Source organism: Thalassovita gelatinovora, from assembly GCF_001458355.1.
GTDB lineage: Bacteria > Pseudomonadota > Alphaproteobacteria > Rhodobacterales > Rhodobacteraceae > Thalassobius > Thalassobius gelatinovorus.
Genome location: NZ_CYSA01000028.1, coordinates 116,079 through 133,716, shown reverse-complemented (window position 1 = coordinate 133,716; position 17,638 = coordinate 116,079). Strand labels below are relative to the sequence as shown.

Genomic DNA, 17,638 nt, shown 5'->3' with positions numbered 1-17,638 from the left:
CTGAATACTACTAACGACCGGTTGCGCGCGGATCAGGCCGCAACCAGCCTACGCATGGTATCACGAAGTTCGTCGCCAGTTTTTTCTTCCAGATCGTGCGACACGGTCCCGGACGGTTTGGCAACAACCCCATCGGCGCCCAGTTCGCGCGCTTTCGCGGCGTGCGGCGACCCCTGCACGGTGACCGAAGACAACATGCAGATCTTGGCGCGTGTCTTCAGCTTGGCATGGCGCAGGAATTCCAGGCCATCCATCACCGGCATTTCGATATCCAGCAAGATCAGGTCCAGATCGGGATAATCCAACAGCTTGTCCAACGCTTCCTGACCGTTGGCGGCCTGGGCCACCATATTGAATTCAGGAAGCGATTTAAGGAAGCTGGAGATGTAAAGCCGCATCATCGCAGCATCATCCACGATCATTACTTTATACGACATTTTAGTTCACTCCTTGAGAGAAGGTTAGCTCCCTGCACCCACGCAGGGAGCTTCAGGCATCAGAAGTTGCTAAATCCACGTTCGTCGTGGTCACCGTGACCATTGGCAAAGCCGTTGGATTTTCCATTGCCGTTCAAAACAGCGGCTGGAATTGACGGAATGGCATGGCCCGATCCCATCATTTCCTGAAGTTTGGCCATCATTTCCGGCGGCAGGTTGTCCATTCCTTCGATCGCGCTCCAATCGCCGCTGGTTCCAGCGGTGTTACTTAGATGATAGCGACCGAGTTCCTTTTTCATATGTTCGGTGGCAGCGGTCATTTCGGCCGAAGTGGCGGCCAGTTCGTCCGCTTGCTGACTGGTGGACAACGAGGTTCTTGCGACTTCGCCGATGGCGATATTGATCTGCGCCACACCGCGCGATTGTTCTTCCGAAGCGCGATTGATGGTTTCGACCAGGTCTTTCACCTCGGCGATGTTGACGGCGATTTTTTCAAAGCTTTCGCTGGTCTCTGACGCAAGGCGCACACCCGCCGTCACCCGGCTTGCGGCACCTTCGATCAGGTCCGAGGTTTCACGCGCGGCCTTGGCTGAACGACCGGCCAGATTGCGCACTTCCTGCGCCACCACTGCAAAGCCACGACCGTGCTGGCCCGCGCGGGCCGCTTCAACAGCTGCGTTCAGCGCCAGAAGGTTGGTCTGGAAGGCAATCTCGTCGATCACCTTGATGATCTTGGCAATATCCTGCGACGAAGCATTGATACCTTCCATCGCATCGACCATTTCGTTGATCTTGCCTTGGCCTTCCTCGGCCACCTCGGCATTCACGTTCACCAGATGCGCGGCGTTTTTGGCGGCTTCGGCATTTGCCTTGACCTGAACATCGGTTTCTTCGGTCGAGGCTGAAACCTCATCCACCGAAGACGACGCGATCTGCGAATTAGTCGCCAGTTCCTGGCTGGCGCTGGACATCTGACCGACAGTTTGACTGACCTGATCGACCTGCGATTTCAGCGCGTGGAACGAATTGTTCAGGCTGGTGAATGTCGCATCGAAGGCTTCGACAACCTCACGATAAGCGCCGCTGAACTTTTCAGTATCCGCCTTAACGTCCAGATTGCCTTCCATGATGGCGTTGGACAGGCGCTTGATTTCATTGGTTACGTCGGTGAACCGTTCGCGGGTGCTGTTGATCGTACGGTTCAACTGCGCCTTGTCGCCTGGAAGCTGTTCCATATCGGCGGAAAAGTCGCCTTGGCTGAACTTTTCGAATACATTGATGCCGCTAAGGATCGGTCCGATATGACCACGGGTCATCGTGTTGATCGCTTCGGCGGTTTGCTTCATCTCGTCGAGGGTCAGATCGTCATGGTCAATGAAGTGACCGATATCGCCGCTTTCCTGTGCGATACACATGGCCTTGATCCGCGAGAGTAGCGTGTTGAGTTCGCCTTCCCGCTTTTGCTGGGCCTCTTCGTTTGCGTTGGTCATCGGAGTATTCCTTTCCTGGGGGCGGGCTGTTCTTTTATTAGCGGCAGGTTTCAGATTTTCTTTAGACTCTTAAACATGCGCTTGTGTCGGTTTTGAATCTGCGGTCTGCAAAGGGCTCGTTTCCGCCTTTGCCACGCGTGGCTTGATCTGATCCCGATGCCGGATTTTTTGCTGGTGGCCTTTGTTCGGTCATGAACAACCTCTAAAATTCAACTCGTTACCAACCAAAATTCACCCAGTTGGCAAATACACTTACCTTGTATTTGGAGGGCCATAGCCCTCCCGCAATGCCATAGTCCTTGCTTTGCAGTGGCTCTTGCACTGCAGACCTAGGCTGAGACCGCCTCGGGCATGCTTAGTTCGGCATCGGAAACCAGCATGCCAGTGTTCAGGATAATGGCGACGTTTTCACCGACGCGGCCTAGACCTTCGACCAGGCTTTGGCTTTCGCCGCCGCCGCCAACGCCACGGGCGCTGTCGATATGATCTTCCGCGATTTCCAGAACTTCGCTGACCCGATCCACGATCAGGCCGACCGGTGAACCGGCGAGTTCTAAAACGATGATCACGGTTCGATCGTCATAGGCGCGTTCGTCAAGACTGAAGCGCAGGCGCACATCCATCAGTGGGATCACCTTGCCACGCAAGTTTATCACACCCTTGATATAGCGCGGCACGTCCGGCACGGTCATGATCCGCTGCATACCTACGATTTCCGTTACCACGGCAATCGGAACCCCATAGGTTTCTTCACCGATGGCAAAGGTCAGATACATGTTGTCGATGTTGTCGTCGTCATGCAGCAGGTTTTCAACTTCCGCCGGAACGGCTTGGTCCTTGGTCATTTCGGTCATCCTCAGGATCCTTTCACACTCTGTAACTTTCGAGTCCGCTCCGCGCAGAGGCGCGTGGACAGGAATTCATCAACCACGAAGATACGTTTTCAAGGGGAACAAGCGTCTCCGGTGCGCCAATCTCGTATGCCGCACAGGGCATACCGAACACGACGCAGCTCGCTTCGTCCTGCGCAACGGTCCGTCCGCCGGATTTCCGAATGGTCAGCTGACCATCCGCCCCGTCTTTGCCCATCCCGGTCAGGATCGCCGAGGACACTTTTCCACCCGCCACTTGGGCAACGGAATGAAATAGAACGTCTACCGAAGGCCGTGAAAAACATACCTCGGGACCATCAATCAACCGCACCTTGTGACGCCCCATTTCCTTGACGATCGTCATGTGCTTCGGGCCGCCGGGTGCCAGCAGAACCAACCCGTTTTCCAGCAAATCGCCATCTTCGGCTTCTTTGACGCGAAGCGGGAATTGCTGATTCAAACGCTTGGCAAAAGATGCGGTGAAGCCTTCGGGCATGTGCTGCACGATCACCACCGGTGGGCAATCGGCCGGCAACCCTTCCAGAACACGCGTCAACGCCTGCACCCCACCCGTCGAAGATCCCAGTGCGATCATCCAAGTGGGAATATCCGCCCGGGCTGCACGCACAGCGGGGCTCGGTGTTTGGCTTTGTGGCATTGGCGGCTGTCTGACGACCGTGCGACGCACATGTGCGCCCGAAGCGACCTTCACCCGCTGCACGATGCTGGTCATCAGATCGTTCAGCCCACCGCCCAATTCCATCCGAGGCTTGGCAATCACATCAACCGCCCCCGCCGCCAGTGCATCAACCGTGGCCTGAGCGCTGCGTTGGGTTTGCGATGAAATTACCACCGTCGGAACCGGATCGGTCTTCATGATGCTGCGCAGGAAGGTCAGCCCACCCATATTTGGCATTTCCAGATCCAGCGTGATCACGTCGGGTTTGTTCCGCGCCAGGTATTGCATTGCCATATTGGCGTCAGCAGCGGTCCCGATCACCTCGATATCGGGATCGTTGCCCAGCCCGATCGACAGGATTTTGCGCACCATGGCCGAGTCGTCGACGATCAGAGTGCGGATTTTGCGTTTGTCCTGCATCACCCGGCCCTCCGGTAAATGCCGGTGGTCACCGGAATCCATCCCGGACACAGGTCGCGCACAGCTTCGGTCACGCTGGTGATCAGCCAACCGCCGGGTTCGGTCGCGTCATACAGTGCATTCAGCGTGGCGATCTGATCTTCGGGTTCGAAATAATAAAGAATGTTCCGGCAGAACACGACCTGGAATTGCTTTGCAAAAGGATAAGGCGTTGCCTTCAGGTTCAATCTGCGAAAAGTGCAGGCCCGGCGCAAATCTTCGTTCACCCGGTATTGTTCGATACCGGTCGGCGACATGTATCTTTCCCGAATTACTGGGTCCATCTGTGCGATCTGGCGGCGACTGAAAACCCCCAGTTCGGCCCGCTCCAATACCGGCGCGCTGATATCGGACCCCAAGATCATCAGTTTATTCAAGGCGCTCTTGCCAAGATGTTCAGCCACCAGCATCGCAATCGTATAAGCTTCATCACCGGTCGATGCTGCTGCGGACCAGATCCGCATCTGTTCGCGCTGATTGAGCTGCGGCAGGATATTCTTGGCGAAAGCTTCCAAAACTTCGGGTTCGCGGAAGAAAAAAGTGTGATTGGTCGATGCCGCGTGCATCACCGCCAATTCGACATCGTGCCGTTTACCGTTACTGATCGCACCGGCCAGTTCATCCAGATCGGTCAAGCTGAAGCTGCGGGTTACCCGGGACAGACGCTGGCGCAGCAGGTCGGCTTTATGATCGGGATAAGAAATGCCGCAACGATCCCCAAGCCAGGACCGGATACGTTCGTATCCAGCGTGGTCCTGATAAGACCCATGATCCATGACACTCATGCGTTTTCTCCTGCCGCAAGGCGCTCGGAATCAAGGACCAGCGCGACTTCTCCGGTCCCCAGAAGCGCACAGCCCCAGCTGGCGCGCACCTTCGCCAGAACCCCAGACAGGGGTTTCATCACCACCTGTTGACGGTCCAGAACTTCATCGACTGGAACCGCGATCAAACGGGTTCCGGCCTTCAGCACGATCGCCACGGTGTCCGACAGCGGGGTTAGGTCGGGCAAGGCATCGCCATAAAACTGTTCCAACCGACACACCGGCACGTGCCGTTCGCGCAGACGCAGCATTTCTGCCCTGCTCCCCGCGGAAATCGACATGCAAGATTCAATTCCGGGTTTGACGATTTCGAAAATGTCTTCTACCGGCACCGCGAACAGATGGGTGCCTTGGCGCAGAAGAATGCAATCCAAGAATGCCAGCGACACCGGAATATGCAAGGAAACCTGGGTCCCTTCGCCTTCTGTGCTTTCCACCGCGATCCGACCACGCAGATCGCGCATCGTGGTGTTCAGAACATCCATGCCAACACCGCGGCCCGACAGGTTCGAAACCTTCTCAGCCGTCGAAAATCCGGGCTCGAAAATGACTTTCCAAAGCTTGCTGGGCTCGGGTTCCTCATCGGGGCCGTAAAGGCCGCGCTTGCGTGCAATGCTCAGAATCTTTTCCCGGTTCAGCCCGCGGCCATCATCGCCGACAACAATCTGAACTTCACTACCGACCTGCGCGGCCGACAGGGTAATCACGCCTTTTTCAGACTTGCCAGCGGCAACCCGTTCATCGGTCTGTTCCAGACCGTGATCGGCCGAGTTCCGCAAGACATGCAGCAATGGATCATAAAGTCGGTCAGCCACCATCTTATCGATCGCGGTATCGGCACCGATCACTTCAAGGGTGATACGCTTGCCGGTCTGACGTTCCATTTCTCGGATCATACGTTTGAGTCGTTTGAAAACTTCATCAACCGGGACCAGACGTAATTCGGTCGCGGCATCCTGAACTTCCCGAACAATCATGTTCAATCTGTGCGCCGCAGCTTCAAAAAGGGTGCGGTCCCCAGTGTGATCCAAATCCGGAGAATTCACAGTCTCCGTAACGCTTAATGATAATTCGCCGACAAGATCCATCAGCCGACTGATCTTCTGCGACGAGACCCGCAGAAGGGCACCAGCAGTGGCTTGCTTGTCTGCAACGGTTTCAACCTCAGCCGACATCCTGACCTTGATCCTTTATATTACTCAACTCTTCACCATACACAGCGTCTCAAGGGACGTGGCCGGGCGGATCTAAGCCGCGTTTTCGTTTCCGTCGAAGCTGAAGATACAGACTCCATCGAAACCGGTTGATTTGAACAAGAAGGTCTTCTTCATCATGTCAACGAAGCCTCCGTGCTTTTTCTCGAAGTTCTTGAGGTCAGGAACGGAGGGAAAGAACAGATTGACTGAAATGTCCCCTTCTTTACTGATCAGAACGGTAAGCCCCGAGAGACGGCATTCAGGAATTGCGTTACCAAGCGTTTCTGTAACGAAAGGTGCGGCGATCTGAGCTGCATCGAGGCTGGGAAATTTAAGATGGTACGTTTTTGACAACATAGAACACGCCTGCAGTTTGGTTATACGTCTGCTTAGGAAAACGTCCCTCCCCCAGAAAAGTTAAGACCGCACACAAAAGATATGACCTATCATTCGGAACCCGATACATCCCTAAGTATGGGGGGCTGCGCGTTCGGGGATGTCGGGATATCGTCAAATCTTCGACACTATCAGGAATGCCGTCAAACCGACATATCCGAAGGGTAATCCTCCGATATATACTTTAGATATTTTAGAAAATTCTTCCATTTAATTTCAATGGTTTAAAATCATTTTAGCAAATAATTTACCACTTGGTACGGTCCCTGCTTCTTAGAAACCGACAGCAAATTGCAGGAGCGTACCATGGCTAAGGTTTTTATCATCGGACAAGATTTTGACGACGCAGGCGCACTCGCCGATCTGCTCACCCGTCGCCGGGTCGACAGCATTGTCATCGATGGCCTTGGTGCTCCGGATACCAATCCCGGCAAGGGAAACACATTGGTCTGCACCGCAGCGGCAGAACAGGCTGCGGGCGGTCAATCGGGTCTTGTGACCGGTGCCCGGCAACTGGGCATCACCCAGTTGGTGATCGTCGCCCCCGGCGAAGATTTCTCCGTCGAAGCCGAACTGGGCGGTCGGATGCAGCGTGTCACCCTGCCCCTGCGCGGCGAAGCGCAGCCACCGCTTTATACGCCTTCGCTTCTGGCGCTGTCCGATCTGATCGCCACCCCGCATGGCGGCATGGTGGCCGCCGCCGCCAGTACCAGCGCCTTGATCGACCTTGCTGCCCGCGTCGCCCAATCCGATGTCACCGTCTTCATCAATGGTCCCACCGGCAGCGGTAAAGAAGTACTGTCGCGCCTAATCCATGATCGGTCACCCCGCGCTGGCAAACCGTTCGTCGCCGTCAACTGTGCAGCGATCCCGGAAAACATGCTTGAAGCGATGCTGTTCGGTCATGAAAAAGGCGCCTTCACCGGTGCATCGACCGCCAATCGCGGTATTTTCCGCGCAGCCGATGGCGGCACCTTGCTGCTGGACGAAATTTCCGAAATGCCGCTGGGCCTGCAGGCAAAACTGCTGCGAGTACTTCAGGAAAAGAAAGTCACCCCGCTGGGATCGCAGAAAGAAGAAAGCGTCAATATCCGCGTGATCGCGACCTCCAACCGCGACATGCTGACCGAAATGCAGGCGGGCAATTTCCGTGAAGACCTGTACTATCGCCTGAACGTTTTCCCGCTGGCAACCGAGGCGCTGGCCGTTCGTCCCGATGACATCCCAGCCCTGGCCGTCGCCATGATCCGCCGTCATGTCGGTGAAACCGCGCCGCTGCCGCTGTTGAGCGATGACGCAATGGCCGTGCTGCGCGATTATCAATGGCCCGGCAATGTCCGCGAACTGGAAAACGTAGTTCAACGGGCACTGGTTCTGCGGACCGGCAATAAAGTCTGTGTCAACGACATCATGCTGACGACGCAAACCGCAATCCTTCCGGGCATGATCCCGACTGCGGCAATGGCCGCACGCGCCGCCTGATCGGAGTTCAGCAATGACGATTTCAAGCCTGTCAGGACAATCCACGCTCGCGGCGCTGACATCGCGCAGCACGACGCCGGTCCAGGAAAGCAATTCTGCCAATACGGCCAAACAGACGACGTCGTTTTCCGAACGACTGGGCGGCGCGCTGGAACAGGTTGCTCAGGCTCAGAACAAAGCCGCCAGTTCGGCAACTGCCTATGAAACCGGCCAAACCGAAAATCTGGCCGGTGTCATGGTCGATCAGCAAGTCGCGTCACTGGGATTTCAGATGACCCTCAACGTCCGCAACAAGGCGCTTTCCGCCTATCGCGACATCATGAACATGCCGGTGTAATCCACCAGGCTCTTTTCAAGACGCGAGAGTAGAGAATTTGCATGGATAGCACGACGAACCTTCTTGCCCAGCCCGGAAGCACCGCCGTCGCCAACCGCGGCAAGGCCTATCTGATGCAGTTTCAGGCCATCACGCGGCAGCCAGCGATACGCCGGGCCTTGCCCGCGATCGTCATGGTCACCGTGGCGGTTCTGGGGTTGGCACTGTACGCGATTCTAAGCCAACCCGCGCGGTTGGCGCTTTATTCCGATCTTCCCGAAGCCGACAAGGCCCGCGCGGTCGAAGTGCTGAATTCCAGCGGTATCGACGCCTCTCTCGACAAATCCACCGGTGCGCTAAGTGTTACCGAAGTTGATTACCACCGCGCCCGGATGATCCTGGCCACCGAAGGCCTGCCCGCAGGAACACCCGACGGCATGTCGGCACTGACCGATATGCCGATGGGTGCCAGCCGCTCGGTCGAAGCCGCCCGTCTGCGCCGGATGCAGGAACTCGACCTAGGCCAATCGATCGCCGAATTCCAGAATGTGACCGCCGCCCGTGTTCATCTGGCGCTGCCCGAACAGACCGCCTTTATCCGCGACACCAAACCGCCGCGCGCATCGATCTTCGTTCAGGTGGCCCCGGGCCGCGCGATGGACGAAGGTCAGGTTTCCGCCATCGTCAGCCTGGTCTCGACCTCGGTTCCCGGCATGGCGCGGAGCAACGTGTCGGTTGTGGATCAAAACGGCCGCCTGTTGTCACGCGAAGCCAGCGACCCGCTCAGCGAACTGAACGATCAGCAACTGGCCCATCGTAAACGGATGGAGGCACTGTATCGTGAACGGATCGAAGCGTTACTCAGCCCCATCGTTGGTCCCGGCAATGTGGCCGCCGAAGTGACCGTGGACATGGATTTCACCCGTTCCGAAATTACCTCCGAACAATATCAGCCAAACGGTTCTGTTATCCGGTCGGAACAGGCGATGACCCAACAATCCAACGGGATGTTGGCCAAGGGAATTCCCGGTGCCGTGTCCAATTCACCACCGTCGGAAACCGATATGGTTGCCGAGGGCCCGGATGGTGCCGCCGCCAAGGCCGACACGCAGCAAAACGTGACCAGCAACTCGACCCGCAATTACGAAGTCAGCCGCATTGTCGAAACCACCACCCCGTCGATGGCACAGATCACCCGCATCCATGCAGCCGTTTTGCTGCGCGCCCCTTCCGGCACGATGGCCGAAGACGGGTCGTTGGTGCCGGGCGAATTGCCCGCCTCGGTGATGACGGATGCCAATGCCCTCGTGCGCAGCGCGATCGGCTTTCAGATCGAACGCGGCGATAGCGTGACGCTGTCCGCACAGCCTTTCGTCAATCCTTTCGAAAATGCCGCCACACCTTGGTACAAGGAAGCTTGGGTCGCCACCGCCGGTCGCTACATCGCTCAGATTTTGGTCCTTGCCATCATCGTGCTTGGCCTGGTGCGCCCAATCATCGACCGGATGTTGTTTTCGCCGGTCTCACCGGGTGCCGGTTCCACCCTGATGGGAGCCCCGATCCCGATGCAGAATGGGGGCAGCCTGCCCAGCGATGCGATTGAAGTGGGACCAGGTGAAACCTTGGCCGAAGTGCGCGCCCGTCTGGATGGGGTCGACCCGGTCGGCAATCCTTGGGCGCAGGTTTCTTACGAAGAAAAACTGTCCCTCATTCGTGAATTGACCAAAACAGACAGCGACCGCATCGCCACAGCGTTCAAGGCGATGATTGAAGATGACAACAGCCAGTTGAAGTAAAACCATGCCCCGAACTCCTTCCATAGCCGAACTTGGTGGCACCAGAAAAGCCGCCGTCCTGATGATGCTCTTCGGTGAAGAAGCAGCGTCAGCCGTCCTCAAACTGCTCAACCCGCAAGAAGTACAACAGCTGGGAACGGCTATGTATGGGGTGCGCAACGTTGATCACTCAACCGTCAACGAAGTGCTGAATGAATTTCTGCACGACCTACGCGAACAGACCGGACTGGGTGTCGGGGCCAATGACTATATCAAGGATGTGCTGACCCAGGCTCTTGGCCAGGATAAAGCACAATCGGTACTCAGCCGCATTCCCCCCAGCAGCAACGAACATCCAATCCAGATTCTGGAATGGATGGATGCGCCAGCGGTCGCCGAGTTGATCACGGACGAACATCCCCAGATCATCGCGCTTATCGTCGCGGCGCTGGATCATTCGGTCGGGGCCGAGGTGCTGAAGCTGTTGCCCGAAGAACAGCAACCAGACATTGTGCAGCGGATTTCCGAACTCAGCACCGTGCAGCCGGATGCGCTGCGCAATCTGGAAGAAGTGATTCAGCGGAAATTCCAGGCCAACACCACTTTGCGCGCCTCGCAGATGGGCGGTGTAAAGGCGGCAGCACGGATCATGAATTTCACCAAGCAAGATATGGAACAGCGGATCCTGAAGGTCATCAACAAAGACGACAAGGAACTGGCGATTGCGCTTCAGGACAACATGTTCGTCTTCGACAACTTGATCAAGTCGGGTGATCGCGCGATCCAAACCTTGCTGCGCGAGGTCAACGAACGAACTCTCGTGATTGCCCTGCGGGGCGCGGATGAAGCATTGCAGGATAAGTTGCTCAACTGCATGTCGACACGGGCCGCCGCCAATATCCGCGAAGAAATGGAAACGCTTGGCCCGGTGCGGCTGACCGAGGTTCAAACCGCCCAGAAAGAAGTCATTGCGGTCGCCCGACGCCTGTCGGACAGCGGCGAAATCATGCTGGCCGGGCGCGGCGGCGAAATCATGGTGTAAAGGGAAGGCTGTTTAATGGGGTACCATTCCGACATTCCGGTCCGAAAGCTCAATCTGGAAAGTCTGTCATCGCTACTGCGCAGCAGCCGCGATACCGAATTCCGACCGCGTGAATATGCATCTGTGCCCGACGAGACCCACACCGCCGACGACACGTATTTACCGCAATCCGACGCTGCCCCGGCCCCACCGCCCCCAAATCTGGATGAAATCCGCGCCAAGGCCCATAAGACCGGCTTTACCGAAGGTTTCGCACAAGGCTATCAACAGGGTCTGATTGAAGCCCCAACACCGGAACCGCAGCCGGAACCGGACCCTGATCCCAACGTGATCCAAAGCGCCCAACAGCTTGATGAAGCGCGTTCGATCTTTATCGACCTGTCGCGCGCCTTGGTCGATCACACCGAAGCCCATCACACATCTTTGCGTCAAGCGATGGAACGCACCTTGATCAAGTTGGCCAGCGAACTGGCCGGTAGCCGCATCGACGCCCTGCCCCAAACCTATGCCAGCAAGATCGAGGATCTGGTGGAACGCATCGGCAAAGAGGTGGAAAGCACGGTCATTTCAATCAACCCCGACGATCTTGACGCCATCACCCCGTGCCTGCCCGAGGCAGATATCTTGTCTGACTGCACCTTGCAGGCCGACATTCGACTGATGCGCGGTGCGGTGGATATCAAATCCGGCCCCAATCGCGTGCAAACGATTCTAGCCGAAACCGAAGCCTCGCCGCACGGAGATACTGAATGACTGCGCTGCTAGACCGGTTGGAACACGACTTGGCGACGCTGGCAGATCGTTGCGCGCCTCAAATCAGCGGCCAGGTTCTGCGCTATGATGGGCTGGTGGTGGAAAGTTCCGGTTTTCCAGCCAGTCCCGGCGACCTGTGTCAAATCTTCCCCCGACACGCCGCGGCGGGCACCGAACCGATCGAAGCTGAGGTAATCGGCTTTTCCAACGGTAAGAACCTGTTGTTTCTGGATACCGCTGGGGCACAGATTACCTTGGGCGATCCCATCGTGCTGCGCCGCTCGGGCAGGGTGTGTGAAGTTGGCCCGGAATTGCTGGGCCGGGTGATCGATGCCAGTGGCGCGCCGTTGGATGGCCGCCCTGCCCCGCGCCCGTCGGATCGCTGGCCGCTGGGCGGCAAACCGCTGAACCCGCTGGCCCGCACCCCGGTGCGCGAAGTACTGGATGTCGGCGTACGGATTCTCAATTCCGCCATGACCATCGGTCGCGGTCAACGCGTAGGCATCATGGCCGGATCGGGCGTCGGCAAATCGGTGCTGATCGAAATGATGACCCACAACACCACCGCCGATGTGATCGTCGTCGGGCTGATCGGTGAACGCGCCCGCGAAGTGGGGGATTTCGTGTCCCGGGTGATGACCGGCGAAGCCGCGCAACGCATCTGCGTGGTGGCGGTGCCCGCTGATCGTTCGCCCTTGCTGCGCCTGCGTGCCGCCAACCGCACCACGGCAATTGCCGAATATTTCCGCGATCAAGGCAAGGATGTGCTGATGATCATGGACAGCCTGACCCGGGTCGCCCATGCCAAACGCGAAGCTGGACTTGCGCTTGGCGAACAACCCACCGCCAAAGGCTATACCCCGTCGGTTATTTCGCTGATCCCGGCGCTGATCGAACGCTGCGGTCCCGGCCTGCCGGGGCAAGGCACCATCACCGCGCTATACACCGTTCTGGCCGATGGCGATGACACGACCAATGACCCGGTGGTCGACAGCGCCCGTGCCATTCTGGACGGTCACATGGTTCTGTCGCGATCGCAGGCGCAACGCGGAATCTATCCCGCCATCGACCTGCCCGCATCGATCAGCCGGGTCATGAACGACATCGTCAGTCCCGAACATGTGGTGGCCAGCCAAAAGCTGCGCCGGATGATTTCGCTCTATATGGACAACCGCGATCTGATGCTGATGGGCGGCTATAGCGCCGGTCAGGACAAGGATTTGGATAAGGCCATCGCGCTTTGGCCCCAGATCGAGGCCTTCATCTGCCAGCTTAAAAGCGAAAAGGTAACCTTCGAGGAAAGTGCGACACAACTGATTAAGCTGGTGGGGGGATCGAATGAGCAAGCATAAAGGCGACCTGCTGCGCATGATGGCCAAGGCCGAAACAATAAAACAGGCCGATCTGGCCCGCAAGTTGCGCCAGGTTCAGGATGAAACCGACCGTATTGCGGAACAGTCAGGATCGCTGGCGCGGTTGCTGGACGAACACCGTCTTGCCGCACCTGGGTCTAAAACCACTGCGCAACTGGCCAATGTCATGCGGGTCGGGCATCAGTTGGAAAGCCACCGCAAAACGTTGACCAACCAAATGAAGCAATCCGAACACCGGTTGAGTCGGGCACGGACGGCTTTGGCACAATCGGGCCATAAGCTCGATATTCTCAGCGAAAAAGCCCGGATCGCCCAACGCCAGACGGAAAACGAATAATCGTCACCGGCTGGCACGAAACCTGCACCACACCTGTAGAACAAAGTTAAAAAACATTCACGGAATACCAATGCCCCAAACCGTTACCCCTGCAACTGCTTCCGGCACGCCTACGATTTTTCTGGGTAATGTATCGGGGAATCAGCGGTCCGGAAACGGGGAAGCGCAAGGATTTGCAGAGCTTCTGCAAGGATCGCAGAACATCAATAGCGTTCCCGGTGGCATCGTCCAAACTCCCCCCCCCGGAACGTTGACCGGAAAAACGGATGCCACAGCCCAAGCCGCTTTGATTTTCCAGCCCGACAACGCAAACGTCCAGCCGGAAATGATCGACCTGACCACGGCAACCGAAAGCGAAACTGCAGACCTGTCATTGCTGCCGCTTGACGTTCTGTCCGGGAAGCCGACAAAATCCGCTACCGGCACACCCCAGCGTCCTGCTACCCTCGATCTTCTTGCACCACAGACGGCAACTGCGGTCACTACATTTGAAACGCCCCCCCTCAAGAAACAGGCAAATCCTGCATTGGCGGCCCAAATCACCACTGCCGACGATACGTCGACGGCATCCGAAATCGCTGCCCTAGCCACAGACGACAACACTGATTTAACCATGTTGGCAAACGAACCGGCGATTGAACTGATTGCTTCCTTGGAAGCCATGGCACCGATATCGCTTTCCGAGCCGTCGCAGGCTATCGCGCCAGAACTGCCTGATGAAGCGTCAGGACTTGACCAAGATCTGAGGCTCGAAAGTAAACTGATCGTTGAAGATCCTCACGCCGAGATAACTCAAGCCGAGGCAGAGGAAATAGTAAAAAATCTGACCGAAACCGACCGCGCTACCACCACATTGCCGATCAGCGGCGAAGCGGCGAACGCAGCGAAACTGGACGGGACTGCCAACACCCCGGTGGCAGTACCAACCAACCCGGACCAGACAGACCTCACAGAACGATCCCCTCTCGACCCGCAAAGCAAGACCGCTTTGAACACGCTTGACGCTGCTACAGCGTCTCAATTCGCAGACATGTCTGGGAAAGCCACCCAATCCCCCGCCTTGCGCCCCGAAGTTTCGACACTTAGCCCGAAATCCGTAAGCCCGGAAACAATCGCGCAGGACCAGAACGAAACCACCATTGAGACGGTAGACACCCCAGACACAGTCAAAACAGCAACCGCCAAGGCGGTTCTTTCCGGAACGGCATCGGATCAGGCTCTTGCGATCGCATCCGGACAGATCAACCGGGCCGAATTCGCGGGTCGCGGGACCGATAAAATCACGTCTGAGTCTGCAAAACCCGCCGAAATGACTGGCGCGGCGACGCACACAACCGCACCTGCGGTTGACGCAGAAGCGCGCCAATCCCAGACCGGTGGTCAGGGTGCACAGCAGCAAAACCGCGCGACCTTGGAAATGTCCAAACTTACGCCCGAAACGGATGCTGCGAAAACTGAAATCCGCTTCAATCTCGAAGGTACTTCGGCAGTTGCTTCGAGCGAAGCAGACAAAGCTGCGGCAGCTACATCTGACACCGCGCTCCGTCGTCCCGAGGCAATGACCGCGGCACAGACCGAAATGACGGCAGCGACAGACCCAGATCAGGAAACCGCTTCTGAACTCTTGGTACACCCACAACAAAAAGCCGATACCCTCGCGGCACAGTCGACCCACAATACAGTCCATACCGGAGAGTTGCGCGGGGCTGAAAACGCCGCGACGACCGCCGCCTCAAACGCTGCATTTGCTGCACCGCGAAACTTACAAATGGTTGATGCGGAATGGCCCGGCAAACTGACCGCAATGATCCGCGAAGCGCATGAAATGGGGCAGCACGAAATAGAAATCGCGTTGCAGCCGGAAAAGCTGGGCAGGATGACGATCCGGCTGGACCTGCGGGACAATAACAACGTGGCGGTCAACATTGTCACCGAATCCGACGCTGCCGCGAAGATGTTGAACGACACCCAGTCGCGTCTGGCCGACATGATGCAAAAAGCGGGCTTTGACATGACCCAGCATCAGGCTAACAGCGGTCAAGGATTCCAGGGCCAGACAGGTCAAGGTGGCCAAGGCGGTCATTCGTCCCAGAATTCACAATCAGGGCCGTCGCAACAGCAAGCCGAACAAACTGCGGACGTTCCGCCCCAATCTACGCAAACAAATCCCGAAAACGGGATTGATATTGTCGCCTGAGGTAAACGGTTATGGCAAACGTAACAATTGATGGATCACAAAAGAAGAAAGGCGGGATCCTGAAGACCCTGTTTCAGCTCATTGTGGCGTGCGGGTTGGCTTCGGGAGGGTTTGTCGCTGGTCAGTTCTTTGCCCAGTCGACGATGAGTCCGGCTGACGAAGTACTGCGTCTAATCGAAGAAACTGGTTCGGATAATGTTCATGACTCCGCCGGTAATACACCGCAGAAGGTACCGCGGGATTTGCCCGACGCCCCGGTATTTGAGACCCAGTATTACGAATTCCCGGAACCTCTGACCACCAACTTGAAAGGATCGGCCCGCTTCCTTCAATTGGGCATCGGACTGTCGACCCAGTATGACGAAGCCGTGTTGCGCAATGTGCAAACCCACAGGATGGCGCTGCGCTCCGATATGCTGGCGGTGATCAGCAGCTTCACCGAAGAAGACGTCGAAGGCACCGCTGGCCGCGATGCCCTGTCGGTCGCCTTGCGCGACGCCATCAATAACCGGCTGGAACGGCTGGAAGGTTTCGGTGGTATCGAGGGCGTGTTTTTCCCTGTTTTCGTGATGCAGTGAGGCCAATACATGTCCGGCACGCATAAGCTTTCCAGTAACGAACTTGCAGCCCTCGTCGGCGGGTTGATGGATCTTGACGCCACCGAAGAGGATGAACTCAAGGACGGCGACATATCCTACAAACCCTATCAATTCGGGGACAACAACCTGTCGCTGATGGGCGACTATTACGGGTTGAAGATGATCAACGAACGCTTCTGCCGTCTGGCGCGATCGGTGTTCTTGCCGATGCTGCGGCTACAGCCGCGCATTTCGGCATTCCCCCCCGAGGTAAAGACCTTTAGCGACTACAGCGACGAGGTGGAAAATTTCGTTAGCCTGACGACCAGCCGGATCGAGGCCCTGCGCGGCAATCAGATGATGGTGATCCCGCCCAGTTTCATTTCGATGCTGACCGATTCCTATTATGGCGGCACAATCCGCAATACCCATCATTCGAGGACTGAATTCACCCCGACCGAACAGCGGGTAATCGAATTGATTTCGAACGGGTTGAATGAATCGATGGCGCTGGCTTGGCGCGATCTGATGCCGATCTCTTTCGAATTGCAAAATCGCGAAGAAAACCTCAGCTTCGCCAGCTTTGCAGATTCCGAAGACCTGGTGGTAAACTGTTCCTTCATGGTGCAATTGCCGGACACCGATCCGGCGAATTTCGACGTCATCTATCCGTTGCAAACATTGAAACCGATTGCCGGACAACTGCGGTCACGGATGCATTCTGACCTGTTGGAAGAAGACATGTCTTGGCGTGAAAAGATGGAACGCGCCGTGTTGAATGTGCCGTTGAGCCTGACCGCCATTCTGGCCGAACCCTCGGTGTCTTTGGGCCGTATCGGCAATGTCGTGCCGGGCGAAGTGGTGCCGGTGCAAATGACCCCTGCCCCACGGTTGCTGGTCGAAGGTCGACCGATATTCGATGCCGATCTCGGCGAATCCGCCGGCAAATCCGCCCTGAACCTGACCCGCCGCATTCCAGACTAATCTGGCCCTCACATCTGAAAGGACCACCGCGATGAGTGAAGAAACCACCTTGCAAGAGCCCTCCGTTCCCGCCACCACCCCGCAACCTGAAGTTTCGGAAGCCAGCCAATTGCTCAGCGGTCTTGGCGTTCTGGAAACGGTCAAGGTCCGTCTGACCGTAGAAGTGGGCCGGACCGAAATCACCATACAGGATTTGCTGAAACTGAATGAAGGATCGGTGGTCGAACTTGACCGGATGGCCGGTGATCCGCTGGACATTCAGATCAATGGCACCACCATCGCCAAGGGTGAAGTTGTCGTCATCGGAGAGCGTTTCGGCATTCGTTTTGGCGACATCGTCGACCCGAAGGACCGGATGCATATCTGATCGCACCTAGCCCGATACCAACCAAATTTCCAACACCTGTCAGCTTGGCATGAAACATGCCCCTAATCGGTTAGTTAACCG

General features: G+C 56.9%; 18 protein-coding genes. 11 read left to right on the top strand and 7 right to left on the bottom strand.

Annotation, left to right across the window (positions count from 1 at the left end; genetic code table 11):
* Positions 1–32 precede the first annotated feature (32 nt).
* The 7 genes from TG4357_RS18035 to TG4357_RS18005 form a co-directional block, all read right to left on the bottom strand.
* Positions 33–437: a response regulator gene (locus TG4357_RS18035; RefSeq protein WP_058264307.1), complete on the bottom strand. Its 405-nt coding sequence runs from the start codon at positions 435–437 to the stop codon at positions 33–35.
* 59 nt (positions 438–496) lie between these two features.
* On the bottom strand, positions 497–1,927 hold the full coding sequence (locus tag TG4357_RS18030) for a methyl-accepting chemotaxis protein (RefSeq protein ID WP_058264306.1): 1,431 nt from the start codon (positions 1,925–1,927) through the stop codon (positions 497–499).
* A 329-nt stretch (positions 1,928–2,256) separates the two neighbouring features.
* Positions 2,257–2,781, bottom strand: coding sequence for a chemotaxis protein CheW (locus TG4357_RS18025; protein WP_233487568.1), 525 nt, complete (start codon positions 2,779–2,781; stop codon positions 2,257–2,259).
* Positions 2,782–2,794: 13 nt separating this feature from the next.
* Positions 2,795–3,898 carry a protein-glutamate methylesterase/protein-glutamine glutaminase gene (locus TG4357_RS18020; protein ID WP_074646925.1) on the bottom strand — a complete coding sequence of 368 codons (1,104 nt, stop codon included), beginning with the start codon at positions 3,896–3,898 and terminating at the stop codon, positions 2,795–2,797.
* On the bottom strand, positions 3,898–4,722 hold the full coding sequence (locus TG4357_RS18015; RefSeq protein WP_233487567.1) for a CheR family methyltransferase: 825 nt from the start codon (positions 4,720–4,722) through the stop codon (positions 3,898–3,900). The genes TG4357_RS18020 and TG4357_RS18015 overlap by 1 nt, the downstream gene beginning before the upstream one ends.
* Positions 4,719–5,738, bottom strand: a complete 1,020-nt coding sequence (locus TG4357_RS18010) for a chemotaxis protein CheA (RefSeq protein WP_233487580.1) — start codon at positions 5,736–5,738, stop codon at positions 4,719–4,721. Before TG4357_RS18010 ends, TG4357_RS18015 begins: the two co-directional genes overlap by 4 nt.
* A gap of 270 nt (positions 5,739–6,008) precedes the next feature.
* Positions 6,009–6,314 (bottom strand): hypothetical protein, encoded by a 306-nt coding sequence (locus TG4357_RS18005; protein WP_058264303.1) that lies wholly within the window; start codon positions 6,312–6,314, stop codon positions 6,009–6,011.
* A gap of 345 nt (positions 6,315–6,659) precedes the next feature.
* Between TG4357_RS18005 and TG4357_RS18000 the strand changes: the two genes are divergently transcribed.
* From TG4357_RS18000 to fliN, 11 genes are all read left to right on the top strand, one after another.
* Positions 6,660–7,835 (top strand): sigma 54-interacting transcriptional regulator, encoded by a 1,176-nt coding sequence (locus tag TG4357_RS18000; protein ID WP_082644200.1) that lies wholly within the window; start codon positions 6,660–6,662, stop codon positions 7,833–7,835.
* A gap of 13 nt (positions 7,836–7,848) precedes the next feature.
* Positions 7,849–8,172 (top strand): flagellar hook-basal body complex protein FliE, encoded by a 324-nt coding sequence (gene fliE, locus TG4357_RS17995; RefSeq protein WP_058264302.1) that lies wholly within the window; start codon positions 7,849–7,851, stop codon positions 8,170–8,172.
* A 41-nt stretch (positions 8,173–8,213) separates the two neighbouring features.
* Positions 8,214–9,947: a flagellar basal-body MS-ring/collar protein FliF gene (gene fliF, locus TG4357_RS17990; RefSeq protein WP_058264301.1), complete on the top strand. Its 1,734-nt coding sequence runs from the start codon at positions 8,214–8,216 to the stop codon at positions 9,945–9,947.
* Positions 9,948–9,951: 4 nt separating this feature from the next.
* Entirely contained in the window at positions 9,952–10,968 is a 1,017-nt protein-coding gene (gene fliG / locus TG4357_RS17985) for a flagellar motor switch protein FliG (protein WP_058264300.1), read from the top strand.
* Between the two features lie 15 nt (positions 10,969–10,983).
* Positions 10,984–11,721: a FliH/SctL family protein gene (locus tag TG4357_RS17980; protein WP_058264299.1), complete on the top strand. Its 738-nt coding sequence runs from the start codon at positions 10,984–10,986 to the stop codon at positions 11,719–11,721.
* Positions 11,718–13,073 carry a FliI/YscN family ATPase gene (locus TG4357_RS17975; protein ID WP_058264298.1) on the top strand — a complete coding sequence of 452 codons (1,356 nt, stop codon included), beginning with the start codon at positions 11,718–11,720 and terminating at the stop codon, positions 13,071–13,073. Before TG4357_RS17980 ends, TG4357_RS17975 begins: the two co-directional genes overlap by 4 nt.
* On the top strand, positions 13,060–13,431 hold the full coding sequence (locus tag TG4357_RS17970; RefSeq protein ID WP_058264297.1) for a hypothetical protein: 372 nt from the start codon (positions 13,060–13,062) through the stop codon (positions 13,429–13,431). The genes TG4357_RS17975 and TG4357_RS17970 overlap by 14 nt, the downstream gene beginning before the upstream one ends.
* Before the next feature lie 250 nt (positions 13,432–13,681).
* Positions 13,682–15,628 carry a flagellar hook-length control protein FliK gene (locus tag TG4357_RS17965; protein WP_158509098.1) on the top strand — a complete coding sequence of 649 codons (1,947 nt, stop codon included), beginning with the start codon at positions 13,682–13,684 and terminating at the stop codon, positions 15,626–15,628.
* 11 nt (positions 15,629–15,639) lie between these two features.
* A complete protein-coding gene (locus TG4357_RS17960) occupies positions 15,640–16,206 on the top strand; it encodes a flagellar basal body-associated FliL family protein (protein ID WP_058264295.1) in 567 nt (188 codons plus the stop codon).
* 9 nt (positions 16,207–16,215) lie between these two features.
* Complete coding sequence (fliM, locus tag TG4357_RS17955) at positions 16,216–17,190, top strand: flagellar motor switch protein FliM (protein ID WP_058264294.1); 975 nt, start codon at positions 16,216–16,218, stop codon at positions 17,188–17,190.
* A gap of 31 nt (positions 17,191–17,221) precedes the next feature.
* Positions 17,222–17,557: a flagellar motor switch protein FliN gene (gene fliN, locus TG4357_RS17950; protein ID WP_082644199.1), complete on the top strand. Its 336-nt coding sequence runs from the start codon at positions 17,222–17,224 to the stop codon at positions 17,555–17,557.
* Positions 17,558–17,638 lie beyond the last annotated feature (81 nt).